Raw genomic sequence first — 26196 nt, forward strand, 5'->3', positions numbered from 1 at the left:
TTTTTTTATGAGGGCAAAAGCTACTACCTCTTTTATCTATATCTTCAATATTTCCCTGATGTCTTCCTCAGTTAGGGCAGATGACGATGAATTTTCAGGGTCGATGATTTCCTCGATCAGATGCCTTTTTTTCTCCTGCAGTTCATTCATTTTTTCTTCAATCGTGCCGCGGGCCACAAGCTTGATGACCTGGACTACATTCTTCTGGCCCATGCGGTGTGCTCGGTCCGCCGCTTGTTCCTCGACGGCTGGGTTCCACCACAGATCATATAAAATCACGGTATCGGCACCCGTCAGATTGAGTCCCGTGCCGCCTGCTTTCAAGGAAATGAGGAAGACGTCACGGTCACCCGCGTTGAACCGATTGCAAATTTCAACCCGTTCTTTTGATGGGGTCTGTCCATCCAAGTAGAAAAAGGATTGCCCTTGTATGGCTAAATCCTTGCCGATGATTTGAAGCATTTTCGTGAATTGAGAGAAAATCAGGACCCTTCTACCGGAAAGTCTCGATTCCTCCATAATCTTCATCAGCTGTTCGAATTTTGACGAACTCCCTTTATAGCCATCCACAAATAGAGCAGGGTGACAGCAAATTTGCCGCAATCGGGTCAAACCGGCCAGTATCCTAATCCGGTTTTTTCGAAGCGTGTTTTTGTCCAAATGTTTCAACGTATCCTCACGCAGTTTCGCCAAGTAGGCCGCATACAGCCTCTTTTGGTCTGGAAGCAATTCCACCGATTCCAACGTCTCGATTTTTTCCGGAAGCTCCTCCAGCACATCTTCTTTCAAGCGGCGAAGCAAAAACGGCCGGATTCTGCGAGCAATCTGTTTTCGGGAGAGATGACTATATTCCTTCAAGCCCATGAAGAGCTCTGGAAAGACGACGTGAAAAATCGACCATAGTTCCTCCAACGAGTTTTCCACTGGTGTACCGGTGAGAGCGAAACGGTGATCCGCCTTGATTTTCTTCACGGAACGTGCCGTTTGTGTCACAGGGTTCTTGAAAGCCTGGGCTTCATCGAAAAACACCGTGTGGAACTCCTGCTTTTCATACCAGAGAATATCCTTGCGCAATAACGGATAAGACGTGATGACCGCATCCACCTCGCCCAGTTCCTTCTGGATCTTGGATCGCTCCTTTTGATTGCCATCCATGACAACGGCTTGTATCTCCGGAGCGAATTTCATGAATTCACTCAGCCAGTTATACGTCAAAGAAGAAGGGCAAACGATGAGGACTGGAAGCTTCCTTTGTCGAATGGCGGATAATTCGGAAAGGATGAATGCGATGCTTTGCAACGTTTTACCCAGTCCCATATCATCTGCCAGAATCCCTCCAAACCCGTATCCTGCAAGACTCTTCATCCACTTATAGCCGTTTCTTTGATAATCCCGCAGGATCGGTTGCAAACGCTCCGGCAGCTCGAACTCCAGATTGCTTGGGTTGCGGATATTCTCCAAGAACTGACGGAACGACTCCTCCATCGTGAATGTGCCATCAGCTGCGGAGTCAAGAAGCTGAAGTCCCCTCACGATTGGTACATTCAAGCCGCTTTCCAGATCTTCATGTTGAACCGGAAGGGCATTCAAGAACCGGTTAATTTCTTCGAATTCCCTTGTTTCCAATGAAAGTAACGAACCATTCCGAAGACGGTAATACTTCCGTTTTTCTTCGAGTGCTTCTAGGATCTCCCGTATTTGCTTGTCAGGGATCCCGTCCATTTCAAACTTGAATTCGAGCCAGTTGGTCCGTTCTTTTTTGATTTTTATCCGCACTTGCGGAGGTGGATTCCCCCTGGCAATCCGGCTTCTTACGGCAGTCGTCGCATAAAGTTGGACGAGCTTTTGCAGTTTTGGCACACTATGGTACAAAAACTCGTATTCCAGTTCTTCATTATGTAAGAAGTAGCCGCCCTCATTCTTGGCAAACTGACTTTCTTCCATCAACGTTAGAATCACCTTTTCCTTCTCCACATCCCTCATGAGCATGGAGACCGCTTTGTTTTCCCGGCTTTCCAAGGGATTCATCACAATATTGCCATAGTGGAACTCGAGCCCGGCAAGCAATTTGTTATTTACACGATCCAAGTATAATTTGGCAATCAAGGGAGTTTTCACAAACTGCTCGGTAATCGAATCCGAAATATGGACAATCCCTATTTTTTTCAAGCCCGGAACCACTTTTTCAAGGAATACATCCAATTGATCCCAGGCAATCGGAATTCGATTCGCCCCGGAAGTCTCCAGCATCGATTTCAATTCGATAAGGCGTTGGCAGTCTTCTTTTTTCAAAGAAAACAGCTTGCCATCAGCCAAAACGAAATCATAGGCATTCATCACGATTACCGAATCCAACCCCTTGATATTCAGTTGGTAGCCCTTGCTTTCAGTTTTGGTAAAATCAAACTGGAGCGGCAGCAAGTCTTCCGATATTTGGAGTCCGTCCTCGATTGTCCCGTCATGCCGAAGTTTCACCATGGGAGCTTGGATGAGGAGCGGAAATAGCCTTTTCCAAGAAGAGGGCGGAAGAAGCAATAAGGAATGAATTTGTGTGTAGCCCGTTTGACCGGAAGCATCCAGATAGACCTTTTCATCAGAAATGACCGTGATCAGCTGCTGAATGACGGCATCATTTTCTTTTTGAAAACAGTGTAGGCTTGGGTCATATTGAAAGGATAGGGAGACGGTGGAACGCCTCCTTTCTTTTATCCTCATCAGGAAATCCCTGATATTTGGCACATCGATCGATCCAATCTTCATTTCAATCCCGAACATATACTGCCCTTTAGATACCAACACAGGTTTACATATAAATTCCGTATCAAGCACTTCCCTGTTTTCAAAGTGACGTTGATGTCCGCTTGAACGTACCGGCTGATGATTGAAAAGGCTCAGCAATCCATCCGTCAGCTCCTGGCTCGACTCGGACTGAATAGTCGGGACGGTCCCTTGGCGTTGATGATGGTATACCGCAAGTAAAACGGCCGCGACGTGCTGACAATCCTTGGAGAAAGAGGCGAGTGTAGGGCAGCTGCACTTCGTATGGAAGCCCCCGGTCTTATCCACATCAATGGTGACGTGAAAATCCTCCACTCCTGAAACCGTCGCTTCGCAGCCACTAGGGCCATATGAGTCGAATAATACTTTATTAGCACGATAAAAAGCGTCCCCTCTTTTGAAGGAGACCGTACCGCACATATCTTTTATGAGGTTCACGTTCAATTTGGTATTCAATGCCTTGCTCCTTCCTGAGGTCCTCTACACTTTTGTGCGTGGTGAATGTATCCATATTCTTCAATCGTACCATAGTTCTCTTTTTTTGAGCGAACGATCTTACCTGTCACTGCCAAAACCGAGTCGTATGAAGAATTATCCCATTGTCTATCCCGATGATGCAAATAAATTCAATTTCTCAAAAACTCCTTAATCGGACTTACTAGGTTTGTATTCTCAGGAAGAAATCCGCTCAAAGCAAATGGTTATCCAAAAAGGAGATAAATAAGTCCAAATGAAAAGAAAAATCACCTTATCTTGAGATTTCAAGGTAAGGTGATTTTTTTCTTTTCATTGGTAGAATTCCTTTTCTAAAGAATGGAGCGTATCCTTCTAGAGGGCCTAATTGATCACTAAATGGATTTCATTTCCCGATGGATCAGTAATGACATACCCTTCATCATTTTGTATGGCCTCTACTCCTATTTGTTTCAGCTGTCCGATCACTTTATTTCGCGCCTCTCCGTCTGCATAAACAAGAGTAAACCAGTTCAGCCCTACACTGTTTTTCTTAGGAGTAGGTACACCCACACCATTCCATACATTTAACCCGATATGATGGTGATAATCCCCGGTTGATGTAAAGAGTGCCCCTTCGTAACGGGTCACGACCTTGAATCCAAGTCCCGATGTATAAAATTTCTCCGTGTCTTTTAGATTGGCTACATGCAGATGAATATGCCCCATCAATGTTCCGGCGGGCAAACCACTCCATGCGGCATCACTTTCTGCCAGAATACTATTACCGTCTAACGGGTCTGTCACCATTTTAACTTCCCCATTCGCCCATTCCCATTCGGACGATGGACGGTCATAATACACTTCAATCCCATTTCCATCCGGATCCGTAATGTATAGTGCTTCGCTCACAGCATGGTCCGCCGCTCCGAAACGATATTGGGTGGTAAGCAAATGCCGTAAAAAGACCGATAAGTCCGCACGTGTCGGCAGCAAAAGGGCAAAATGATACAACCCTGATGTCCGTCCTTCCTTTGGAATAACATCTTCCGGCTGCTCCAGTGTTAATAGAGGCGTTTTTCCGTCCGTCGTTAACACGGCTTTACGATTCGTCTTTTCCAATACTCGAAAACCGATTATTTCTTCATAAAATGCAATGGCATCCGCCAAATTCAGGACATTGATACTCACTTCCCCAACAAACGTTACTGGTTTTCTATGAAATTTACTCATACCCTTACACCCCTTCTTTATCTTTCCATATATATTGACCCCATGTGAAAGGGCTGCGCTCGTATGCTAGATTGATTTTGTATCTGGTTACCGGACCTCAAGCCTAGTATCACCTCTTGCCCCGCAACCCATTCTAAAGGAGCAGCCACATGAACAGTCTTTTTATTCACTTACTTTATGTAAGTAATTATATTTTAGTAACTTATAATTGTCAAGCAGGTTTCTAGATTGATTGGGAATTATAGAAAAAAGCACCCTGGTATGACCCACAGTGCTTTCTTCTATAAGATTTGTCGTTAAAGTTTTCCCTTCCGTGCCGTCGCGGAGCTCATGATATAGTAGCCGATAATCAACACTAAAATCGATAACGTATAAAGAAGGGTATGTACCGGATTTTCATGGTAGACAATGATGAGCCGGATCATGGCCGTTATGCCAATATAGAGAAAATATCGTATAGGAAAATGATAATCCTCTTTGAAATATTTCACGATCATCGCGATGAATTCGAAATACAAAAAGAACATCAAAATGCGTTCTAATAGTTCGAATTCTATCCGTATCTCCGGATCATAAAGCGCCATCTTTATGAAATAGAAGATTTCCTTAGCAAGTAACACGCATAAAGATAAAGCCAATAAGATCAAGGCCGTATTCAAGGCTAGTTGAAGAACTTCGGCTATTTTAATGTCCTTCCATTTGTTTTGTTTACTGTGACCCAATGTGTCTTCCCCCTGAATATCAAAGTTTCTTCGTGTCTCTATACTACCATTTGTTTTTTAAGTGTATGTAAATTTTCTTTGAACTGTTGGTTACAGTACACTTTCTTGTATACTAAAAAGAGAAGAAATCTCTAAAAAAAAGGAGGAGGAATATGAAAGAAACCATTAATTGGGCGGTTTTAGAATACGACAAATGGCATCTATACATAGCGAAAACGAAGAAAGGCCTCTGTTATGTCGGTTCACCTGGTCAGTCTTATGAAGATTTGGAAAAGTGGATACAAAAACGGTTTCCTCAGTCGATTCTTTTGGAGAGTGAAGAAGCGTTACATCCTTATCTTACTGAACTATATGAGTATTTCGAGGGAACACGACGGGCTTTTTCATTACCTGTGGATGTGAGGGGAACCGCTTTTCAAGTAGCCATTTGGGAAGCATTGAACCAGATTCCATACGGGAAAACCACTTCTTACTCCGAAATTGCGACGATGATTCAAAGACCCACCGCTGTTCGTGCGGTCGGAACGGCCATCGGGGCCAACCCCGTGCTGATCACCGTTCCATGTCATCGGGTCATCGGAAAAAATGGGGCAATCACCGGATACCGGGGCGGATTGGAAATGAAGGAATTCTTACTGCAATTAGAGACGCAAAACGGGGACTGACTACCCCGGAGGACTTATATAAGCTCGTTTTTTTCTATCAAAGGAGCGAGTTTATCTTCTTAAAATGGAAAGATATCTTCCCAAAGGGGATTTGTTTCGTCGAAAAACCTCCATATATCGATTTTTCGACAAAAACCATCAAATCCCTGACTTTTTTCTTATTTTAATTCACGTTTAATCGACTGGATCAAGCCTTCGTAATAGGAAGTTTCGTGCGGAACGAATCGATCCCTGCCTACATATTGATCGACGGTAACGCGCTGACCCAGATCATTCATTTCGAATCCTTGAATATGTATCTCTTCTATAGGACCGAACCATAGCTTTTCGAAATCCTCCAGTTTAACCTTCACGATTCCCGACACTTCTTCCTTTTGCAAGGTGAAATCACTCAGCGGATTCGTGCTCTTATATATAAATAGATGGACCAGTTCTTTATCGATGAAATTCTCCATCGTCGCACAGTCTTCCATCACCCCTACTGACACCAACTCATCAAAAGATAACGCGATGCCTAACTCTTCTTTAATTTCTCTTACACCATCTTCCACCGTTTCGTGAGCCAGTAAATGACCCGCAGCCGTGATGTCCAACAAATCCGGATAATCCTTTTTCATAGAACAGCGATGTTGGAGATAGAGATAATCCACTTCATCTTCCCGACTGACGAACCAGCAATGGAACACCTCATGCCAATGTCCGAGCCTATGCACTTCTTCCCTCGTTGCTTCACCGATATGGGTTCGGTCTTCATTGAATATTTTCAACATTTCAGTTTCGATGATTCTCACCTTCCCGTTTCTTTCTCCAATTCTTTGGATGGAGGTAACTTTTATATCTCGCTGCCACTTCTTTTCCAACCAAAATGGCTCCTACCCAGAACATGATTTCGGCGATGATGATCGCTCCACCAATGATCATCGCCTTTGTGTTTGTCGAAAAAGGCGTAAATGGTGCCACAACCGGAATGAGCCAAGTGAGCAGAGATAGCATCAGAAGGACCATCCCTATTTTATAATACTTCTTTTTTCTTTCTTTTTTTAGGATGACAACTTCTTTCTCCATAAAAGTGGACCCCCTATCTTCCATTTATTAAGGTGATGGAAACTCTTCCTTGTATATGACCATCGCACTAAAAAAAAACAACGGACTACCAAACTTAATATCCACAACATCAATGGATGGGATCGCCGCTAAGAATTCATTCACTTTTTTATCCATTCCTTTTTCCGTCCAGCCATAAAACGTCTTGATTTTCATCCTATCCGCCTCCTAAAGAAGTGATTTTATTACGTATACGATTGAAACGTCATTCCGTTCCATAAAACATGGAAAAAGCCGGAATACGAAAAAGGACTGTCTATTCGACAGTCCCGGTTTATCTTAGGCTTTATACCCCTTCATCGGTAACGACATCAAGGCTTGTCCCGTCGCGGCATCGGTCAGCCTGTCTTCTAAATTGAAAGATTCGACTGGTTCGATGCGGGCGTATTTCTTCACGAATGTGGTGAGGGCAATTTTGGCTTCAAGTCGGGCGAGTGGTGCCCCTAAACAGAAATGTACGCCATTCCCAAACGTTAAATGTTTCTTATTATTAGGTCGGTGGATGTTTACCTTGAAAGGATCTTCAAACATGGCTTCATCCAAGTTCGCCGCACTCATCCAAACGATTACGACGTCACCTTTCTTAAGTTCCACGCCCAATAGATTATTATCTTCTTTGACCGTGCGATCCAATTTGACTAAATTGAAACGGTACCGCAGCATTTCTTCGACCGCTTGTGGTACCAATTCCGGGTTTTGGTGCAGTTCTTCATAAACGGTAGGGTCATCATACAAAAGCGAATAAAACGAGTTGGCCAGCAAGTGGCTGGTCGTTTCCACTCCTGCTCCCAATATCAGCATCGTCGTCCGTACCACTTCATCATCTGTGAACGTTTCTCCATCCACTTCCGCCTTCAATAAATCGGAAATGATATCATCTGCTGGATTCAAGCGCTTTTCCAAAACGATAGGATAGATATATTCATAGTATTCCTTTGCGGCTATTTGCTTCTTTTTATTAACTTCTTCCTCTTTTTCCTTTTCAAAAGGAAGGAATAAGATATCGACCCATTTTTTGAAGAGCAATCGATCTTTAGAAGGCACCCCCAGCAAGTCAGACATAATTATGATAGGAAGGGGGCTTGTCAATGAATGGACAATATCCATTTCGAAGTCCCCTATGTCCTCGATCAGTTCATTCACGATCTCTTGAATGCGAGGCTCCCAGTTTTGTAGACTCCTGGGCGTGAAGGCAGCCGCTAAAAGCGAACGATGTTTTCTGTGTGAGGGTGGATCCACCCCAATCAAGTTAATCTTGTCAGGGATGGCCCCTTCTTTACTATCTGCACCAACTGAAATCGTGGTCCGTTTACGTACGCTCGAAAAGTGCTTGTAATCGCTGAGTACAAGTTTAACATGGTCATATTTAAAAGCATTCCACGTATCCGTTCCCTCGTGATAGATCACAGAATCATTTTCTAGCATCTTTTTGCACCAATCGTACGGGCTGAATTCCTCTGTACGTGTCTTAAACTGCGGGATTTCTTTTACGGCAATAACTTCAGTCATGATATTGACCCCTATCTTTTCAAAATTCCTACTAGAATCGTCATGTTCCACTATGTAATTTCTAAATTTACCTTTAATAGTAAACTACACCATTATAAGATAAATACCCAAGAGTAACCATGAACCTTCCATCCTACCACTTTTTACCCACCCATTCTATAATTTTATGAAGTTCCTTACATAAAAAAACCGGCAGCAATTATGCTACCGGCTAAAAGATTATTCCACTATTTCATTTTCATTTTCATCCTGAGAGGCTATCCATTCGTTATAAAAGGCGGCCATCGTTGTCCCAACGTAAGGAACCAACCATAGGAATCCGATTCCTATCGTGAATAAACAAAGAATTCCCCATCCTATAAAGCTTAAGCACATGAGAAAGTACTTCCATTTAAGGCCGTTCATTCTTCTCCGGCTCTCCGTAATCGCTTCAAGCGTCGTTAAGTGCGGATGATCTTTTAATAAGAAAAACAGTTGGGAATAAGCCAAAGCTTTGATAATCCCTGGTATGAGAAGTAACAAAGACCAAAGAAACACGAATATTCCCTGCACAATGGATGCAATGATCACTTTTGAAAACATTTTTCCATCCTTATAGATCGAAAATGCTTTCTCGAATGATGTACTTTCCATTCTTACCAAGTCAAGATAAAACCAATAAACGCCTATTGAGAACGGTATTAATAAAATGGATAAAAGCGTATTGAATGCAGACACCCCTATTGGTGCCACATCCTGCTCATACCATGCTGACCATCCACCACTAAAAATCACTTCAATGACGGTTTGCAATACCATGGTAAGCAAGAACATGATTAACGAGAGTGCTACTGCAGTTCCCCAGTTCCCTTTCAATGAAAGCCTTGCTTCTCTTTTTAATTCTGATATTTTCATAGTTGAATGACACTCCTTCTTAATACTTAGTACTGTTACATGAATATGTAAGATGTCCCAATAAAATTCATAAAACATACTGAGGTTACTTTATTTGGGTTATTATTTTATTCTACCATAATTGTTCTTAGATGAGATTTAATCCCCAAGAGTATATATAGGTATATCGTTTCATTTATTCGAAGCCTTCTTTTTGAGTCCTACGCTCCAAAAGGAATTTTTTTACACGTGGTGGTATTATGGAGGAAGCACCAGGCAGGAAGTCCGAGGAACGGGCAACAGCTAGACTACTAAACAATAGAAATGGGGAAGTCGATTGGAACATGGCACGCAGAAAATCTTCTCACCACCAAAACACATCGTCTCAGCAGCAACGATTGTAATCAATGAGCAAGGGGAAATTCTATTAATCAAGGGGCCCATGCGAGGTTGGGAAATGCCTGGGGGACAAGTTGAAGAAGGCGAGTCCTTGAAAGAAGCCGCCATAAGAGAAACGAAAGAGGAAACAGGTATGGATATAGAGGTTTTGAAATTTTGTGGGATCTTTCAAAACGTTGAAGAGTCCATCTGTAATACACTGTTTTTAGCTAAACCAGTTGGAGGAACAGTAACAACGTCACCAGAGAGTTTGGAAGTGGGGTATTATCCCATTGAGCAAGCTTTGGAAATGGTGACTTTCAGGAATTTCAGTCAGAGAATTGAATGCTGTTTGGATGAAAGCACCCATCCATTCTATATAGAATTTTAGGATACCTCTCGCCTAATAACAAGGGGCTTCCAGAGAGGAAGCCCCAGATATAGAGCACTGTACAAGCGCCTTCTCTTGCTTTTGAACATCACCCTGCTATTTCTTTTTGAAAGACCCTCTTACCGGCCATATACGTTTCTTCAACCTGCACTTCCCCTATTTCTTCCGGTTTGATGGTCAAAATGTCCCGGTCTAGGACAATAAAGTCGGCATGAAAGCCCGGTGCAAGCTGGCCAACATCCGGGATGCGCGTGACTTCCTGTGCCGCTTTTGTATAAAGCATGATGGCCGTTTCAATGTCTATGCGTTGTTCCTGCCCTGTATCCGTTCCATCATAGGCCTTACGTGTGACGGCTGCCATCATCCCGACAAATGGGTTGACCGGATCTGCCCACGCCGTTGCAGGTGCATCAGATGAGAAGGCCACCATGATACCCGCATCTAACATGGAACGAATTGGATACGTTTGCTTCGTACGCTCCGCCCCAAGGTTAGTAAGGTACGATTCAATTTCAGCGTAGAGAAAGATCGGTTGTGGGACGAATGCGATTCCCATTTCACTTGCCTGTTGAAGGGCCTTCTTAGACGGCATGGCCGCATGCTCAATCCTGATCGAGGGACCATCTTCCATCCAGCCCTTCTTGCCATGAAAGGTATCGATGATTAAATCGATCGCCTGCTCACCCATGGCATGTATGACCAATTGGATACGATTCTCCTCGGCTGCTTGACCGGCAAGTAGCAACTCCTCCTTAGTGGTCATCGGGATGCCATAGTTCTCGCCTTCCCCTAAAAATGGCGGATTGACCCAGGCCGTTTGGCCAGAAACGCTTCCATCGGCGAATAACTTGATTCCTCCAATATGATTGTCCTGGTCTCTATTCGTTTTGTTCTTGGCTAAAATCGGATCGTCCTTAATGGTTTCCCATATGTAATACAGGACTGCACGCTGCTTCATGCCCTTTTCCGTAGCAGCACGATACATGTCTAAATAATCCGCAGGTTTAGGCTTTGCCATCAAATCCGTAATGGCCGTAATTCCGTGCGATAGCAATTTTGGGCTTAATTCCACAAGTCCTTCTATTTCTTCCTCAACAGTTTGTACGGGCATTACTTGTTGGACTAAACCTTTTGCGTTTTCACGTAAAACGCCCGTCGGTTCACCGTACGGATCTCTATCAATCTTTCCACCCACTGGGTCTGGTGTATCTTTGGTGATGCCGGCGAGTTCCAGTGCCTTACTGTTGACCACAACCATGTGAGTGCATGTGCGCGTAATGATAACGGGAACCTTCGTCGTGGCTTGATCTAAATCCCAGCGTGAAGGCGAACGACGCTCTTTTAATTTCCCCTCATCATATCCCCATCCTTCTATCCAACCCCCGGAATCTTGTGATTCGCTTGCCTTACGAACTTCGTCAATTAAATCTTCCAGTGATTCGACAACAGGCGGCATACAGGAAATTTGCTTGGAAGACCCGGCTAGATACAATGGATGCAAGTGTGCATCGATGAGCCCCGGCAACACCCGGCGTCCTTGAAGGTTCATGCGCTCTCCAGTCATCCCTTTGGTTTCTTCTTCCCCAATCCAGTGTATGCGCCCATCACGAATGACCATAGCACTTGCATAAGGTTGTGTTGGATTGGCTGTGAATATTTTTCCGTTCACATAAATGATGTCATGATTCATTCTTTCTCCTCCCCCTATATGAACACATTTCATTTGTACCGCCTTGATTTTGGATTTCCTTTATCCTTGCAGACGAAAAAGAGCATTCCAAAATGGATAAGCCTACGCTTTTTTTTGGAATACCCTTTTTTCATGACTCAGAATCAGTAAGCGACATTAAGCTAAAACTTTTTTAATACGGGCAATAGCCCAATCTAGTTCTTCCTTCGTAATCACAAGTGGCGGAGCAAAGCGGATCACGGTATCATGCGTTTCCTTGCACAGTAAGTTTTCCTCTTTTAATTTTTCACAATAAGGCCTTGCCTCCACTGTTAATTCCACTCCGATAAATAAGCCTTTTCCACGTATATCTTTAATCTTCGGATTATTGATTTCCTTCAAGCTTTCTTTAAAGTATTCGCCTAATTCCAACGAGCGTTCCGCAAGTTTCTCTTCTTCAAGAATCTCTAAGGAAGCGATGGAAACCGCGCAAGCCAATGGATTGCCCCCAAATGTAGAACCATGTGAACCAGGATTGAAGACGCCTAGGATGTCACGGTTGGCCGCCACGCAAGAGATTGGGAAAACCCCACCACCAAGTGCCTTGCCTAAAATGTACATATCAGGAACAACATGATCCCAATCGGAGGCGAATGTTTTACCTGACCGGCCAAGGCCCGACTGAATTTCATCCGAAACGAACAATACACTATTTTCTTTACACAGTTCAAATGCCGCTTTCAGGAAACCGGCTGGTGGAATGATGATGCCCGCTTCCCCTTGGATCGGTTCAATCAGGAATCCAGCCGTTTGCGGTGTGATGGCTGCTTTCAATGCCTCAAGGTCACCATAGGGAACCAACTTGATTCCTGGCAACATCGGCCCGAACCCCCTTCTATATTCATCATCGGAAGATAAAGAAACGGCTGTCATCGTCCGGCCATGGAAGTTGCCGATACAAGCGATGATTTCCGCTTGGTCTTCAGCGATTCCTTTTACATCATAGCCCCAGCGTCTAACAGCCTTGATGGCCGTTTCAACTGCTTCAGCCCCCGTGTTCATCGGAAGGGCCATGTCTTTTTGGGTAAGACGGGCCACCTTTTCGTACCACGGACCCAATTGATCACTATGAAACGCTCGGGACGTTAACGTTACACGATCCGCTTGGTCTTTTAGCGCTTGAATGATTTTTGGGTGCCGATGACCTTGGTTCACGGCTGAATAGGCACTAAGCATATCCATATACTTGTTTCCTTCTGGATCTTCTACCCATACTCCTTCTGCCTTTGATATGACGATGGGAAGTGGATGATAATTGTTTGCCCCATATTGTTCAGTTTGTTCAATAACCTTTTCCGTCACAGTTTTCATATAAATTCCCCCTATGATTTAAACGTTTCCGCTATGATTTACGTTGTAGATGAAGATGTAGCATATTTCATTGTTGAAAAATCAGTTCAGGTCCCCCTATCTATCAACTAGCAAGTTCCATGCCAAAAATAAAGGCCTCTATCAAAAACACCCTAACTCAAAGAAAAAATATATTTCAGGAAAGGGGTTTCACCCATTTTTTTCATAAAATCCGCAAAAATATTTGGCACCTTTCCGCCATGCATTCTTGCAGTGCAAATAATAATTGCACCAATATTGGATTTACTTTACAATTAGCTTCAACAAAAGGAAAAACCTGGAGGTGCCTCATGGATTTAAACCAGATTATGAGAATAGAAGGTTTTCAAACGATTCTCCATTCACTTGTGGATGTGATTGATATAGGCATACATATTATAGATAGGAACGGCTTGACGGTCATCTATAACAAAAAGATGGCGGAGATTGAGGGAATGGATTCAAAAGATGTATTAGGAGAGAAGATTCACGACATCTTTAAGTTCAAAGAAGAAACGGAAAGCACACTGGTCAGGGCCCTTCACTCCGGCCATGCAACCGAAAACTCGAAACAGACTTACTTCAATAGCCTGGGGCAGGAAATCTCGACCATCAATAATACCTATCCGATATTCGACACCAGGCAAAATATCATCGGGGCCATCGAAGTAGCCAAGGATATTACCAACCTGGAACGAATCATCAAGGATAATATATTAAATAAGGGCGACACCAAATATACCTTTGACAGCATCCTAGGTGTCAGTGCGAATTTCTTGGAGGTCATCGAAAAGAGCAAGCGTTCGACAAGAACCTCTTCCACCATCCTCATCGTTGGGGAAACTGGAACGGGAAAGGAACTTTTTGCACAAAGCATCCATAATGGAAGCAGTCGCTCCAAACACCCATTCATCAGCCAGAACTGTGCAGCACTTCCCGATAGTTTAATAGAAGGAATCCTTTTCGGAACGAAGAAAGGTGCCTTCACCGGCTCCGTCGAAAGACCGGGATTGTTCGAACAAGCAGAAGGCGGCACGATCCTTCTTGATGAGATCAATTCCCTGAACCCCAATTTGCAGGCAAAATTATTGCGGGCCCTTCAAGAAAGGAAGATTCGTCGCGTAGGTGATACGAAAGATAAGAATATCGACGTCCGCGTCATCGCAACCATCAATGAAGATCCGATTGATGCCATATCAAACGGCCATTTACGTAAAGATCTTTATTACCGTTTAAGCGTTGTGTCTTTATTCATACCCCCGCTACGGGAACGGAAAGAGGATATTCCATTGCTCGCCCAATCGTTTATTGACAAATTCAATGCGCTTTTCGAATTGGACATCGAAGGAATCAGCGAAGAAGCCTACGAACTTTTCTATGATTATGAATGGCATGGCAACGTAAGAGAACTTGAACATATCATCGAAGGGGCCATGAATTTGCTAGAACCTGGCGATAAGCACATAAAAATCTCGCACCTTCCCACTCTCTTCAAAAAGAAAGCGAATAGGGAAGAAGAAGAGATGGAAACCAAAGCGCCTTCCCCTCCCTCTCATCAAGGGACCCTCCCTCTTGATGATTATATGGCGCATACAGAAAAGTTCTATTTAGAAAAGGTGTTAAAAGAACATAACCAGAATATCTCCCAAGCAGCCAAAGCCTTGAATATAAGCCGGCAAAGCCTCCAATACCGCTTGAAAAAGTACCAGGCCAAAAATCCCCTCACTTAGAAAGTGGGGGATCTCCCTTCTTGACACGATAGTAGGAACCTGTCCTTTTATAGCGTCTCCAGCATATGAATGCATAGACCAATAACACCGTTACAAAACATACTAAATAGTACAATAACATCATATTGGAAATGAAAACTTGATAGTAATCTTCCAAGCTCATTTCCTGCAGATAGACTTTGTAGGGATTCTCTTCATTATATGAAATCGGAACCGGTTGATCTTGGTACGTATAATAGGTATCCCTTGTAACTTTTTTCGTCAGGTATACCGTCTGGTTTACATGATTCTCAAAGCGTAGTGCCAAATAATACCCGTCATCTCCATAACGGGATGAATTCCGTTCGAGAGAATGATCAGTCACCATAGCCATAGTCTCGATTCGATTTGCGTCCGAATATTTCTCATATGCGTTCATGACCATTAGTCCCATATTATAGTAACAAAACGATAATCCCAAAATGAGGCCACCGTATAACAAGCCATATAAGAAAATGCCAAGAAAACGATCAGAGTGTTTCCCCCGCTCCATTCGATCAAAAAAGGCCGTGACCCACTTGATTTTACTTAACCAATATAAGATGTATCCAATGATATAGATACTGGCGAAAGCCAAGCCGATATAAAAAGACCAATCCTTGTCTTTAAGATCATCCTTATTATGAAAGGTTTCATCAATCCTGTATCCGCTAACCGAATCCCCTATTTCCAGCTTTTCAAATTCCTCTTTCTCCACAAACGCTCTCTGGCCGACATCCAATTCCCTTACAACCTGTCCCGTGAGACCCGGAGCAATGAGAACATAATAATAGGTCTCTCCATACAAGAGATCCTGTTGAGCCGTTTTTTCATAAACCATCGCATCCATCGGGTCGCTTTCATCCTTATTCTTCAGCTCTATATGTTCTTCGACGTTCTCAACGGTTTTGAATAGCACGAAAACAAATACCCCAAAGGCAAAGATCATCCATCCTATCCGCTTCATATCATAGTTATATCTCATAATGGAACCCCTTTTTCATTCGTTTGCCTATCCTTACGGGTGGAGGGAATGTTTTTTCTTTAGATTTGGAATCAAAATAGGTTTCCCTTCATATTTATCTACAAACAACATGATTACCAACATCTATTCTATTCGACAAGAATCTGTTATCTCCTATTTGGGACTGACTCTTTTCAGATTCTTTAATTTGACCCATGAGCATGATATCCTCTATACTTACTGTAATGTAACTAAATAAATGAATTCTTCTGTTAAGGGGAGTAGCTATACAGTAAAGTCGTCAGTACAGGATGTCCATCCTCGGCTTTATTGGCAACTAATTTACAGTTGTTTGCAAGACCTTGCCGATTTTTTGGTGAGGTCTTTTTCGTATCTAAGACGGTATAACCAAGATAATCGGTTATACCGTCTTTTTTTGTATCATCAATCTTTTGGAGAGGTGTGAAGGAGTTGTCACAATATTATAGGTTGGCTCAAAGTGTGAAAATCGCGAACGATAAAAACCATACATTGATCGAGGCCGATGATTCATTGTCGCTTATCGGTAAAGGGCGAAGCGCATATGTATTTAGAATCCAAGATACCGGCCTAGCCTTGAAAGTATTTTTCCCGGCTCATGCCCACACGGCTAAAATAGAAGCGGATATTTACCGGGCCGTTCAGCATATCGAGTACTACCCGACCCTATTCGATGCAGGGGAGCGTTACCTCGTGATTGATTACATCGAGGGTCACACGCTTTTTGAACATTTGACGATGGGCATCCCGGTAACGGAAGAAAAGGTGAAGGAAATCGATCATGCCCTGAACTTGGCCAGAAAGGTAGGCTTGAATCCATCCGATATCCATTTACGGAACATCTTGATAACGTCCGATAAGAAAGTGAAGATTATCGATCTTGCGCGGTTCCGACAGACAAAATCCTGCAAGCAATGGCATGATTTAAAACGCGTATTCCACCTTTTCTATAGGAGGCCCTACTTTCCCAAGAAAATCCCTACCTTTATTCTCAATTCCATTGCGGCCATCTATAAGAAAAGGTTCTTGCCCATTTAATAAACCATACAGGAGGAAAACCATGAAAAAAATACTTATGCTATGTACATCACTTATTTTATTAACCGGCTGCTCGCTTCTAGGGGAAGTCAATTCATCATTAGACTACGCCGATACCGCAACAAGCTATGTCGGTACCGTAAAAGAGTTTGCCAATGAAGTGCCCGCCCTCTCTAAGGATGCTGTCACCGACAAGGAGGCAATGAAGACACTTGAGAATGAATTGCAAACGATGAAAACGGAAATCGAAGAATTCAATGAAACCGAACCGCCCCAAATCGCTGATGGCATTCACGATAAAATCGTCAGTTCCAACCAACAGCTTCAAGACGGAATCGATTTATATCTAAAAAATATGGAAGATGGGACATTGAATCCTGCGGTCCTTGAAGATTCGGAAATCATGAAGACGATTGATAATATCACAAGCCTGACCAACCAAATTGAAAAATTAGGGAACTAGATACCTGAATACTCCTTTTAACCGAGGAGTATTTTTTTACATTCGGGATGATTGCCCCTTTGAAGTGCTGACCTCCTAAAAAAGAATTTCACCTCCAGCCCCCTCCATTTCTACCCTTCAAAAAAAATATCTTTAAATCATACTATTTATCGCTGGTAAAATAGTAATAAATGATGTATCATACTCTAGTATTTATTATTCAGAGTAGATTAATAGGAATTGGGGAGGATTTAAAATGATTGGTTATGTTTTTCTGAATATCGCCATAATGATTGTCCTGTTGGGCCTTCTATTTTATATGAACAAAAAACATATTTCCTTTACAAAAAGAGTGTTTACGGCACTAGGGTTAGGGATCATATTCGGTCTGCTTTTGCAGTACTTCTATGAACCTGGTTCGGTTGCAATCGTGAAATCGACCGATTGGTTTAGCATCGTAGGTTCGGGTTACGTGAAATTCCTACAGATGATTGTTATGCCGCTTGTATTCATTTCGATTTTGTCGGCATTCACGAGATTGAAGCTTACAAGCAATATCGGTAAAATCAGTGTCTTAATCATCGGGATCTTGCTTGGAACGACTGCTATTGCAGCAGCCATCGGTATTACATCGGCCACAGTATTCGATTTGGAAGCCGTTCAAATTGAACAAGGTGATGCTGAAACGAGCCGTGGTGCTGAAATAACGGAAAAAACAGGTACCATCGAAGATAAAATGTCGATGCCACAACAAATCATCGAGTTAATTCCAGCGAATCCGTTTCTTGATTTAACGGGTGCTCGCTCGACTTCTACGATTTCAGTGGTCATCTTTGCTGCATTTCTTGGAATCGCCTATCTAGGGGTTAAAAGAAAACAGCCTGAACACGCAGAGTTTTTCTCTAAAATCGTCGATGCCCTGCATAGCATCATTATGCGAGTGGTGACGTTAATTTTACGCTTGACTCCTTATGGAATCTTGGCGATCATGACAACTACGGTCGCAACGAGTGACCTCGATGCCATCCTTAAATTAGGAAAATTCGTGGGAGCTTCTTATGTAGCCCTTATCGTGATGTTCTTGATTCATCTGCTATTGCTGATGATTGCAGGATTGAATCCAATCACTTATTTAAGAAAAGCATTCCCTGTCTTGTCATTCGCTTTCACAGCTAGATCGAGTGCAGGTGCACTACCTATGAACATTCAAACGCAAAAGCAACTAGGTGTCTCTGAAGGGATTGCCAACTTTGCCGGATCATTCGGGTTATCCATCGGACAAAATGGGTGTGCTGGTATTTATCCAGCCATGCTTGCCGTCATGATTGCACCGACAGTGGGAATCGATCCGCTTTCTCCATCCTTTATCGCCACTTTGATCCTTATTGTGGCCATCAGTTCCTTTGGAGTGGCAGGTGTCGGTGGCGGTGCAACATTCGCAGCCATCCTCGTCCTTTCCGCAATGGACTTACCGGTAGCCTTGGCAGGACTATTAATTTCGGTTGAACCATTAATCGACATGGGTAGAACCGCCTTGAACGTTAGCGGAAGCATGACGTCAGGTGTGCTGACTAGTAAAATCACGCATGACCTGGATAAAGAACAATACAACGAAACATCTGTTAAACTAGACACTGAAATGTAATTACTTCTCCCCCATCTCGTTACTGAGATGGGGGTTTTGTTTTTCATGAAGTTTTTCATGAAGTTATTCAAAAGAAAATCCACTCTAAAGGGTGGAAAGACTATATAATAAATGTTAGATAATGGATACATATGGAGGGTGAGTATGAAAAATAGTTCCTCATTAATCATCGGGGTGGCCATCATCATGGGTTTTACAATCCTAGGTTTATTTCTGATGGCCTCATCTAAAGAAGATTCAAAGGGTGCAAGTCATGAAGATCGATATGAATTAGTCCCTGTAAATGAAAATAATATGATCATCTTTGATAAGACGTCAGGGGCATATTGGAATAAATTCGTCCCGAGCGATGAAGGCCCTACGACATGGGAAAAAGGCGATTCTCCCATTAAGAAGAGCAATAACTAAAAAACACTACAATATACACGAAGGAAGTACTAAAAAGGCTTGGTTGAATAACCAGGCCTTTTTCATCCATTTAAATCCCCGCCACTCTTTCTGTCTTTAATTGTATGAAAATGTCGGTAGTTTAAATTTTCTAAAAACTAATCTTACTATATTTTCCATGTTATATTGTTAAAGATAAAAAATCCAATAGAAATGTTAGGTGAGCGAACTGACAATAGAAGTTTTAATTTTGCACTATATTCAAGAAACACGCCAAAAGCCTTTTCATGCTGATGAATTGTTAGAGTACATTCAAAAAGAATACGCGAGCGGGAATTTATCTATTTTCCAATATAAAGACCTCTGCAAGGAACTATATAGACGCGGCGCAAAGAAACAACTTCATTTAGGATGATTATCACCGAAGACTTGCAACAATCGCAAAAAGGACTGCCCACTATGAAGACAGTCCTTACTATTTTTTTATAGGTCACTATTTTTCATTCTCTTTTTCATTCGAGCTGTTCTAATGTGGTTAACCTGAACGCTCATTCCACCATTGAACATAAACTGGGCAGCAGCATATACCGCACAGGCGACAAGAATCCCTGCCAATGCATCCAGGATGGCATGCTGTTTCGTGAATAATGTGGAGAGGATAATAAGGGTACCCATGACCGTCACACATGCGTATTCCCGCTTGAAGTCTTCTTTTCTGTTATATACGATGATCATCATGATAAACGTCGTCATTACATGGATACTAGGTAGACAGTTGACAGGCTGGTCATGCATATAAATGAAACGGACCAGGTTTGCAAAGATATCGTCCCCGACAACGTCCGGCCGCGGTACAGTCGTTTGCCAGAAAACATAGACGACAAAACAAATCAATTTACCGGATATCAAACTGCTTATCGCCACGAAATATTGCTTTCGGTCAACAAAGCAATAATAAATCAATAATCCATACATAAACGGATACCAAAGTAAGTAAGGAATGATGAATTCCTTGATAAAGGGAATCCCCTCATCTATTTTCGTCGTGACATCGACCGCATCACTCGGCAATTGGTTGATGATGGAGTATATAAAACTAGTAAGGATAAACAATAATAAATAACTTAATGGGTAAAGGATTTTCATGTTTTTTTTCATAGCTTACTCCGTTTTTTTATTGAATTTATATTATAGGATTTACCCCATATCTTTTCATATGAATCATGTATTCATCTATCGTATTTAAAAGCTATGATTATGTCAAAATCTTTATTCTTGGAGGACAAAACCCTATACAAGAAAAATTTATAACGTGACAAGCTAAAAAAAGGTACTTAAAACCCTTTCCCTAACCATGACATGACTATCATTAAAACCCCGATAACTACTACGACAACCGGTCCTACAACAAATAATCCGAATAATAACGATAAAACAGCATCCATAAAAGTACGGCCGGGGCCTGCTTTCTCTTTTCTTTCCGTAATTAATAAGTCTTCAAGAGATGCAACCTTTTGTTTAAGTTCCTGTAACTCTTGAACAACTTTTGTATCTTGGTCCAAACCCCCAACTCCCTGCCTCATTTTCTGTCGTTAATTATATCATGAGTCCCCATACAAAGTATAAAATGGTAAAAAATACTTACAACATTCAACTATTCATATAGGAATAAATAAATCTATGATTTCAATTAATTATAGGAATGTTACAATAAAAAAGTTGAGTGGACATCAATCTATAGAATATGTGGGGTACTATTACATTTTATGAAAACATTACGACTACTAAGAAGCTTTAACTTTTTATACTTTGGTTTACTTGCCATTTTCATTCCCTTTCTTCCGGTCTATCTGGATGATCAAGGTCTATCGCCAGGTCAAATCGGTTTCATCATCGGTACGGGCGGGTTTGTGACTTTGATCACTCAACCTTTATGGGGAATGATCAGCGACAAAACAAAGACCATTCGCAAAGTCCTGTTGTTGCTGATTCTCTGCTCAAGCATACTCGGGTATTTCTTGTACGATTCGGGAAGCTATCTCCACCTGATTCTATTTGCCATGTTGCTATACTTTTTCCTGATGCCGATTGACCCGCTTACGGAAAGCCTCAATTTCACGATTGCAGAATCGAATGGAATCAGTTATGGATCCATCCGTACATACGGTGCTTTAGGCTATGCCGTAATCTCATTGATTACCGGCTACGTCATGTCCCATTTTGGTGCTACTAGTCTAGCTTGGCTCTTTTCTGGCATTGCCATTATCGGTTTTGTCATCATCTGGATGATGCCCGATGCACCCGTTTCCGGGAAGCCCGTCACGATGAAAACGCTCAAGCACTTTTTCAGTAATAAAGAAACGCTGCTATTCCTTTTACTGGTCTTTATATGTGCCGTTCCTGCCAGGATGAACGATACGTTCCTTGGTGTGTACATTCGGGAACTTGGCGGAAGTACCACTCTCGTTGGACTCACTTGGTTCTTGGCGGCCGGAAGTGAAATTGTCGTGTTTGCCTTAAGCTTCTGGTGGCTTCGCAAAGGGAAGGAAATCATCATCATCTCATTCGCGGCCGCATTTTTCTTCATTCGGTATTTCGTCTCAGCCTGGTTAACCGACCCGCACCTGTTAGCTTACTTGCAGATCCTGCAACTGTTAACCTTCCCGATTTTCTACTCGGCGGCCATACAGTATTTGTACCGGATCGTCCCAGCCGAATGGCGTGCCACTGGTCAGACGATATTGGCCTTGCTGTTCTTTGGGGTATCGGGAATTCTCGCCTCATATATAGGGGGCGCCATCTACGGTGCTTTTGGAGGAAAAGTCCTTTATCTTTCGATTTCTTCCATCTCATTCGTCGGAATGGTGTTCGCCTTGATTCTTTACCGGATTTATGGGAAGAAAGAAATTCTGGTGAAAGCAGAATAAGACACAAAAAAAGTCGACTCCTGTTACAGGAACTCGACTTTTTTTGTGTCTTTCATATCAATCAGCATAGCCATTTACAAAGAAGGTCACTGTTTCCCTTTCACTTTCGGTTAGATCACGCTTAAGCTTCGTCGCCAGTTCCCGCTCCATTGCTGCTTGATCCCCCTGATGTTTGCCGACAAGGCTGGCACAATCTTTGAATAACTTGAACTCCTGCTCCATTTCCTGTTTCGTGCAAGGCTGATCATGATGGGAAAGGATATACGTTTCGGCATCATAGGATTCAATCTTCTCAACGAGCCTCAAGGCTTCTTCAGCGGTATAATTCCATTTATCCGCATAAAGATTGGCATACAGGCAATCTCCCAGCATTAAGGTCTTTTCCTCTGGGACATACACGATGCAAGAATCAGCGGCGTGGTCTCCACCTACGTGTTCAACGATGCATGTGATATCGCCAAGATCAATCGTTAGTGACTTTTCAAAAACTATATCAGGAAGCTTCATCGAGATATCCCGCTTCGAACCGAACTCCAATTTAATGGCATCGGCACAAAATGGAATCTCGATTCCTTCCTCGACCCGTTGATCTAATGCGTGATCGTCCCAAGAAAGAGACTGCATCTCTTTCACGTTTCGGTACGTTCGTTCCTGGCAAATCACGGGAATGTCCACATGTCCCAATCCGAATACATGATCCCAATGAGAATGAGTAAGAACAAGCATGTCCCCACTCCAATCGATCTTCGCCAATTCAGCTTGAAAAAGTTGCGCATGTGAAACAGAATTCCCCGCATCAATGATGAGCGTTTTCTTCGCTCCTGAAACAGCGACCAAAATTGGCCGGTCGTTTACCTCCACTCGCGTCAGGTAAACGATATGGTTGGATACATGTTCTAAAGTTTGCATGGATTAAGTTCTCCTTTGGAACGTCGGATTATCTTCTTCAATCAGTTTGCTTACAGTATAGCAAACAAATACAGGGTACGATGTAATATTTCATTTACCTATCCTCTTCCAGAATGATCTATGGTACATTAAATGATGAATTATCAGAATAATCAAATGAAGATGGGCGGTTTCTCACATGGAAAACTATTATTTATTTATCATGATGTGCATTCTTCTCATCCTATTGCCCGGTCCTGATACGGCGATTGCGACTAAGAACACCTTTTCGATTGGAAAAACGGGTGGCCTCCAAACGATGCTTGGTACGTGTTGTGCCTTGCTCATTCATACATCCGCCGCTGTCTTAGGACTTTCAGCAATCATCGTCAAATCAGCTTTATTATTTTCCATCTTTAAATATGTCGGGGCCGTGTACTTGATTTATCTAGGCATCAAGACATTATGGGGATTGAGGAATAAGGAAGTGGCAGTAACCGATGAAAGGAAGGAAGGATGAAGATAAATACGGAAGCAAGTCTTGTTTTAAACAAGGGTTCCTGACCAATTTGCTCAATCCGAAAGTGGCCGTGTTCTTTCTAACATTTCTCCCACAATTCGTGAATCCCGGACAGGATACATTCCTGCCATTTCTATTGATGGGTGCCACTTACACCGGACTGACAGCGCTCTGGTTCATCTTCTATATCTACTTACTTAACCAGATCAGTGCTTTCATGAAAAGACCACGGACTCAAAAGGTTTTTGAAGGCATCACAGGCATTGTGCTAATCGGCTTTGGAATGAAACTGGCGTTGGAAAAGGCCCAGCATTAACCTTAGGTCTTGGTCATTATATATAATTTTTTTTACTTCAAAGAGAAGGAGACCATTACTGATGACGAATAACTATACTATTATCGATTTATTCTTAAATGATATCGAAAAAAAATTCATTGAAGTTCCTTCACACAAAAGAAAAAAATAATGTATGAAATGAAAGATCATATGTATTCCGAGGTGGAAAATAAAATCGCAAATGGAAAAGACGAAACCACAGCCATTAAAGAAACAATCGCAAATTTCAAAGAAGACCCACATCCATTTACCGAGCTTGCAGAACAAGAAGAATACCTCAACCAAAATAAGTACGAAAGCAAAAGAGATTTCGGGTTCGATTTAATTATGGTCTTATGTATAGGGCCACTTGGCGCTTTAACCGCACCTATTTTGAAAGGATACATAGAATTAGCCCAAATCATACCCTGGTTATTCTTTTTTATAGTAGCCCAAATTATTTTTCATCGTTTTTATTCTAAGAATATGAAGGAATCTAGGGTCAAAACCTTACAATTCACATCAAAAGCTTACTTGATTTTGTTTGCCTTAGCTTTTGGAATGTATGCAGCTAATTTAACCATCAACCAACAAATTAACATCGTACCAACTATGTACTTGCTAGTTTATATTGCCATATTGATACCTTTGTATCTTTTACTCAAAAGTGTATACAACAAAAATAAAGATTTACTAAATAAATAAAAGGGGCTGTCTAATAAGTCCTTATTCCAGTGAACTTCGAAAAAATAAAGAGGCAGAAATGTTGTTAAAGCAACGTTTCTGCCTTTTACCATTTATTCAATTTCGGTGTAATGACCCCTTTTGGGACAGTCCCTTTTACTTTGGTTTATTCCACATGACGATCTCGTCCGGAACTCATCCCGAATATCATGACTAATGCAGAGATAAGGATAAGTGCAAAAAGCGGAATGGTCCAATCTTGAGCCATATCGAACAAGTATCCAATGAATATCGGTCCTACGGCTGCAAGTAGATAGCCTGTTGATTGGGCCATTCCCGATAACTCGGCAGCTCGCCTCGCATTCCGTGCGCGAATGCCTATATAACTTAGCGCCAACGGGAAATTCCCTCCCAATGCGATACCGATTAACGTGATACTGACGATCAGGATAGGAAAAGAAGATCCAAACCATAACCCTGCATATCCGACAACCGAGCATAAGCCGAGCCCGAAAGCTACCCACACCTGGGAGTTAAGTCGTGCAGCAAGAACAGGGATGAAGAAGCTTGAAGGCAACCCGATGATTTGGGTAAATGATAGCAACCATCCAGCCGTCCCCCTGCTTATCCCATTACTAATCAAGATTTCAGGTAACCATGTAATCGTGACATAAAATAAAAACGATTGAAATCCCATGAATAACGCGATTTGCCAAGCAAGTGGTGAGCGCCAGATCTTCGTAGCGCTTAAGCTCACACTTTTAATGGGATTACCTTTTCCTTGATCTAATCTGATGAGGTACACCCAGATCAATATGGCCAAGACGGCCGGGATTCCCCAGACAATCAGAGCCCCTTGCCAACCAAGGTTCAAACCACTGGCTAATGGTACGCTGAGTCCTGATGCCAGAGAAGCAACCAACCCCATGGACGTAGAATAGATACTGGTCATCAAACCGAATTTCTGCGGGAATTTATCTTTTATCACGACAGGCAAAAGAACATTTCCGATGGAGATTCCCATACCAATGAAAACGGTACCAAAAAAGAGAAAGAATGACATTGAAACCGACCGAATGCAAACCCCGATCAGCAGAACGCACAACCCCACCAACAATGTCTTCTCGTTTGTTAAGCGATTGGCGATTTTGGGAACGATAGGCGACATGATGGCAAACGTAATTAATGGAACGCTCATCAAAAGTCCTGCACTCCAATGGGCAAGTCCAAGATCAGACTGAATCACCCCGACTAACGGTCCCACTGAAGTGATGGCTGGGCGTAAATTGAAGGAAACAAGAACGATCCCCATGGTGAAAAAAAATAAGAATAATGACTTTTTTTGTTTTTGAACAACGGTTTTTTGTATCTCCATTCAAGAATCCTCCTACCAATCCACAAACTTTCTAGATGATATCACAATAGAATATCACA

General features: G+C 42.4%; 25 protein-coding genes and 1 pseudogene. 11 read left to right on the forward strand and 15 right to left on the reverse strand.

Features of this window, described 5'->3' with window-relative positions:
• Nucleotides 1-36 precede the first annotated feature (36 nt).
• The 3 genes from ACIQXU_RS03670 to psiE form a co-directional block, all read right to left on the reverse strand.
• Nucleotides 37-3234 (reverse strand): DEAD/DEAH box helicase, encoded by a 3198-nt coding sequence (locus ACIQXU_RS03670; RefSeq protein WP_402957907.1) that lies wholly within the window; start codon nt 3232-3234, stop codon nt 37-39.
• Between the two features lie 381 nt (nt 3235-3615).
• Nucleotides 3616-4464: a VOC family protein gene (locus tag ACIQXU_RS03675; protein ID WP_402957909.1), complete on the reverse strand. Its 849-nt coding sequence runs from the start codon at nt 4462-4464 to the stop codon at nt 3616-3618.
• 296 nt (nt 4465-4760) lie between these two features.
• Nucleotides 4761-5186 carry a phosphate-starvation-inducible protein PsiE gene (psiE, locus tag ACIQXU_RS03680; protein ID WP_402957911.1) on the reverse strand — a complete coding sequence of 142 codons (426 nt, stop codon included), beginning with the start codon at nt 5184-5186 and terminating at the stop codon, nt 4761-4763.
• A gap of 152 nt (nt 5187-5338) precedes the next feature.
• Between psiE and ACIQXU_RS03685 the strand changes: the two genes are divergently transcribed.
• Entirely contained in the window at nt 5339-5851 is a 513-nt protein-coding gene (locus ACIQXU_RS03685) for a methylated-DNA--[protein]-cysteine S-methyltransferase (protein WP_402986767.1), read from the forward strand.
• A gap of 158 nt (nt 5852-6009) precedes the next feature.
• Here the strand turns inward: ACIQXU_RS03685 and ACIQXU_RS03690 are convergent, their stop codons facing one another.
• The 5 genes from ACIQXU_RS03690 to ACIQXU_RS03710 form a co-directional block, all read right to left on the reverse strand.
• Nucleotides 6010-6711, reverse strand: a complete 702-nt coding sequence (locus ACIQXU_RS03690) for an NUDIX hydrolase (RefSeq protein WP_402986768.1) — start codon at nt 6709-6711, stop codon at nt 6010-6012.
• Entirely contained in the window at nt 6623-6916 is a 294-nt protein-coding gene (locus ACIQXU_RS03695; RefSeq protein WP_402986770.1) for a transporter suffix domain-containing protein, read from the reverse strand. Before ACIQXU_RS03695 ends, ACIQXU_RS03690 begins: the two co-directional genes overlap by 89 nt.
• 27 nt (nt 6917-6943) lie before the next feature.
• Entirely contained in the window at nt 6944-7111 is a 168-nt protein-coding gene (locus tag ACIQXU_RS03700) for a sporulation protein Cse60 (RefSeq protein WP_402986772.1), read from the reverse strand.
• Nucleotides 7112-7234: 123 nt separating this feature from the next.
• On the reverse strand, nt 7235-8467 hold the full coding sequence (locus tag ACIQXU_RS03705; RefSeq protein ID WP_402987372.1) for a cytochrome P450: 1233 nt from the start codon (nt 8465-8467) through the stop codon (nt 7235-7237).
• A 216-nt stretch (nt 8468-8683) separates the two neighbouring features.
• Nucleotides 8684-9358 (reverse strand): DUF975 family protein, encoded by a 675-nt coding sequence (locus tag ACIQXU_RS03710; protein WP_402986774.1) that lies wholly within the window; start codon nt 9356-9358, stop codon nt 8684-8686.
• 316 nt (nt 9359-9674) lie between these two features.
• Between ACIQXU_RS03710 and ACIQXU_RS03715 the strand changes: the two genes are divergently transcribed.
• A complete protein-coding gene (locus tag ACIQXU_RS03715) occupies nt 9675-10106 on the forward strand; it encodes an NUDIX hydrolase (protein ID WP_402873808.1) in 432 nt (143 codons plus the stop codon).
• Between the two features lie 88 nt (nt 10107-10194).
• Here the strand turns inward: ACIQXU_RS03715 and ACIQXU_RS03720 are convergent, their stop codons facing one another.
• Nucleotides 10195-11796, reverse strand: coding sequence for an amidohydrolase (locus ACIQXU_RS03720; protein WP_402986776.1), 1602 nt, complete (start codon nt 11794-11796; stop codon nt 10195-10197).
• Nucleotides 11797-11952: 156 nt separating this feature from the next.
• Nucleotides 11953-13146 (reverse strand): ornithine--oxo-acid transaminase, encoded by a 1194-nt coding sequence (locus tag ACIQXU_RS03725; RefSeq protein ID WP_402957927.1) that lies wholly within the window; start codon nt 13144-13146, stop codon nt 11953-11955.
• 329 nt (nt 13147-13475) lie between these two features.
• Between ACIQXU_RS03725 and ACIQXU_RS03730 the strand changes: the two genes are divergently transcribed.
• Entirely contained in the window at nt 13476-14894 is a 1419-nt protein-coding gene (locus tag ACIQXU_RS03730; protein ID WP_402986778.1) for a sigma-54 interaction domain-containing protein, read from the forward strand.
• Here ACIQXU_RS03730 and ACIQXU_RS03735 read toward each other — a convergent pair.
• Nucleotides 14887-15897, reverse strand: coding sequence for a hypothetical protein (locus ACIQXU_RS03735; RefSeq protein ID WP_402957931.1), 1011 nt, complete (start codon nt 15895-15897; stop codon nt 14887-14889). The two genes, ACIQXU_RS03730 and ACIQXU_RS03735, sit on opposite strands and share 8 nt — an antisense overlap.
• Before the next feature lie 441 nt (nt 15898-16338).
• Between ACIQXU_RS03735 and ACIQXU_RS03740 the strand changes: the two genes are divergently transcribed.
• The 5 genes from ACIQXU_RS03740 to yppF all read left to right on the forward strand — a co-directional run bounded on the left by ACIQXU_RS03740 (nt 16339) and on the right by yppF (nt 19842).
• The gene (locus tag ACIQXU_RS03740; RefSeq protein WP_402957933.1) at nt 16339-16953 is read left to right on the forward strand and encodes a protein kinase domain-containing protein; all 615 of its coding nucleotides are present in this window, start codon (nt 16339-16341) and stop codon (nt 16951-16953) included.
• 22 nt (nt 16954-16975) lie between these two features.
• A complete protein-coding gene (locus tag ACIQXU_RS03745) occupies nt 16976-17416 on the forward strand; it encodes a DUF6376 family protein (protein WP_402873793.1) in 441 nt (146 codons plus the stop codon).
• A gap of 235 nt (nt 17417-17651) precedes the next feature.
• Nucleotides 17652-19040 (forward strand): L-cystine transporter, encoded by a 1389-nt coding sequence (locus ACIQXU_RS03750; RefSeq protein ID WP_402957935.1) that lies wholly within the window; start codon nt 17652-17654, stop codon nt 19038-19040.
• Between the two features lie 144 nt (nt 19041-19184).
• The gene (locus tag ACIQXU_RS03755) at nt 19185-19448 is read left to right on the forward strand and encodes a hypothetical protein (protein WP_402873788.1); all 264 of its coding nucleotides are present in this window, start codon (nt 19185-19187) and stop codon (nt 19446-19448) included.
• Between the two features lie 199 nt (nt 19449-19647).
• Nucleotides 19648-19842 carry a YppF family protein gene (gene yppF, locus ACIQXU_RS03760; protein ID WP_402986779.1) on the forward strand — a complete coding sequence of 65 codons (195 nt, stop codon included), beginning with the start codon at nt 19648-19650 and terminating at the stop codon, nt 19840-19842.
• Between the two features lie 68 nt (nt 19843-19910).
• Here the strand turns inward: yppF and ACIQXU_RS03765 are convergent, their stop codons facing one another.
• Together ACIQXU_RS03765 and ACIQXU_RS03770 are read right to left on the reverse strand one after the other, a co-directional pair.
• Nucleotides 19911-20585 (reverse strand): phosphatase PAP2 family protein, encoded by a 675-nt coding sequence (locus ACIQXU_RS03765; protein ID WP_402873783.1) that lies wholly within the window; start codon nt 20583-20585, stop codon nt 19911-19913.
• A 176-nt stretch (nt 20586-20761) separates the two neighbouring features.
• On the reverse strand, nt 20762-20989 hold the full coding sequence (locus tag ACIQXU_RS03770; RefSeq protein ID WP_402986781.1) for a hypothetical protein: 228 nt from the start codon (nt 20987-20989) through the stop codon (nt 20762-20764).
• Between the two features lie 204 nt (nt 20990-21193).
• Between ACIQXU_RS03770 and ACIQXU_RS03775 the strand changes: the two genes are divergently transcribed.
• Nucleotides 21194-22354 carry an MFS transporter gene (locus ACIQXU_RS03775; RefSeq protein ID WP_402986782.1) on the forward strand — a complete coding sequence of 387 codons (1161 nt, stop codon included), beginning with the start codon at nt 21194-21196 and terminating at the stop codon, nt 22352-22354.
• 57 nt (nt 22355-22411) lie between these two features.
• On the opposite strand, the gene ACIQXU_RS03780 is transcribed toward ACIQXU_RS03775, so the two are convergent.
• A complete protein-coding gene (locus tag ACIQXU_RS03780) occupies nt 22412-23263 on the reverse strand; it encodes an MBL fold metallo-hydrolase (RefSeq protein ID WP_402986784.1) in 852 nt (283 codons plus the stop codon).
• A 178-nt stretch (nt 23264-23441) separates the two neighbouring features.
• On the opposite strand from ACIQXU_RS03780, the pseudogene ACIQXU_RS03785 reads away from it, so the two are divergent.
• Both ACIQXU_RS03785 and ACIQXU_RS03790 read left to right on the forward strand, forming a co-directional pair.
• Nucleotides 23442-24078, forward strand: a pseudogene (locus ACIQXU_RS03785) (LysE family translocator).
• Nucleotides 24079-24228: 150 nt separating this feature from the next.
• Nucleotides 24229-24783 (forward strand): hypothetical protein, encoded by a 555-nt coding sequence (locus tag ACIQXU_RS03790; RefSeq protein ID WP_402986786.1) that lies wholly within the window; start codon nt 24229-24231, stop codon nt 24781-24783.
• A 145-nt stretch (nt 24784-24928) separates the two neighbouring features.
• On the opposite strand, the gene ACIQXU_RS03795 is transcribed toward ACIQXU_RS03790, so the two are convergent.
• Nucleotides 24929-26137 carry a CynX/NimT family MFS transporter gene (locus tag ACIQXU_RS03795; protein ID WP_402986788.1) on the reverse strand — a complete coding sequence of 403 codons (1209 nt, stop codon included), beginning with the start codon at nt 26135-26137 and terminating at the stop codon, nt 24929-24931.
• Nucleotides 26138-26196 lie beyond the last annotated feature (59 nt).

It is taken from the genome of Peribacillus sp. NPDC097284, from assembly GCF_044761765.1.
Taxonomy (GTDB): domain Bacteria; phylum Bacillota; class Bacilli; order Bacillales; family DSM-1321; genus Peribacillus.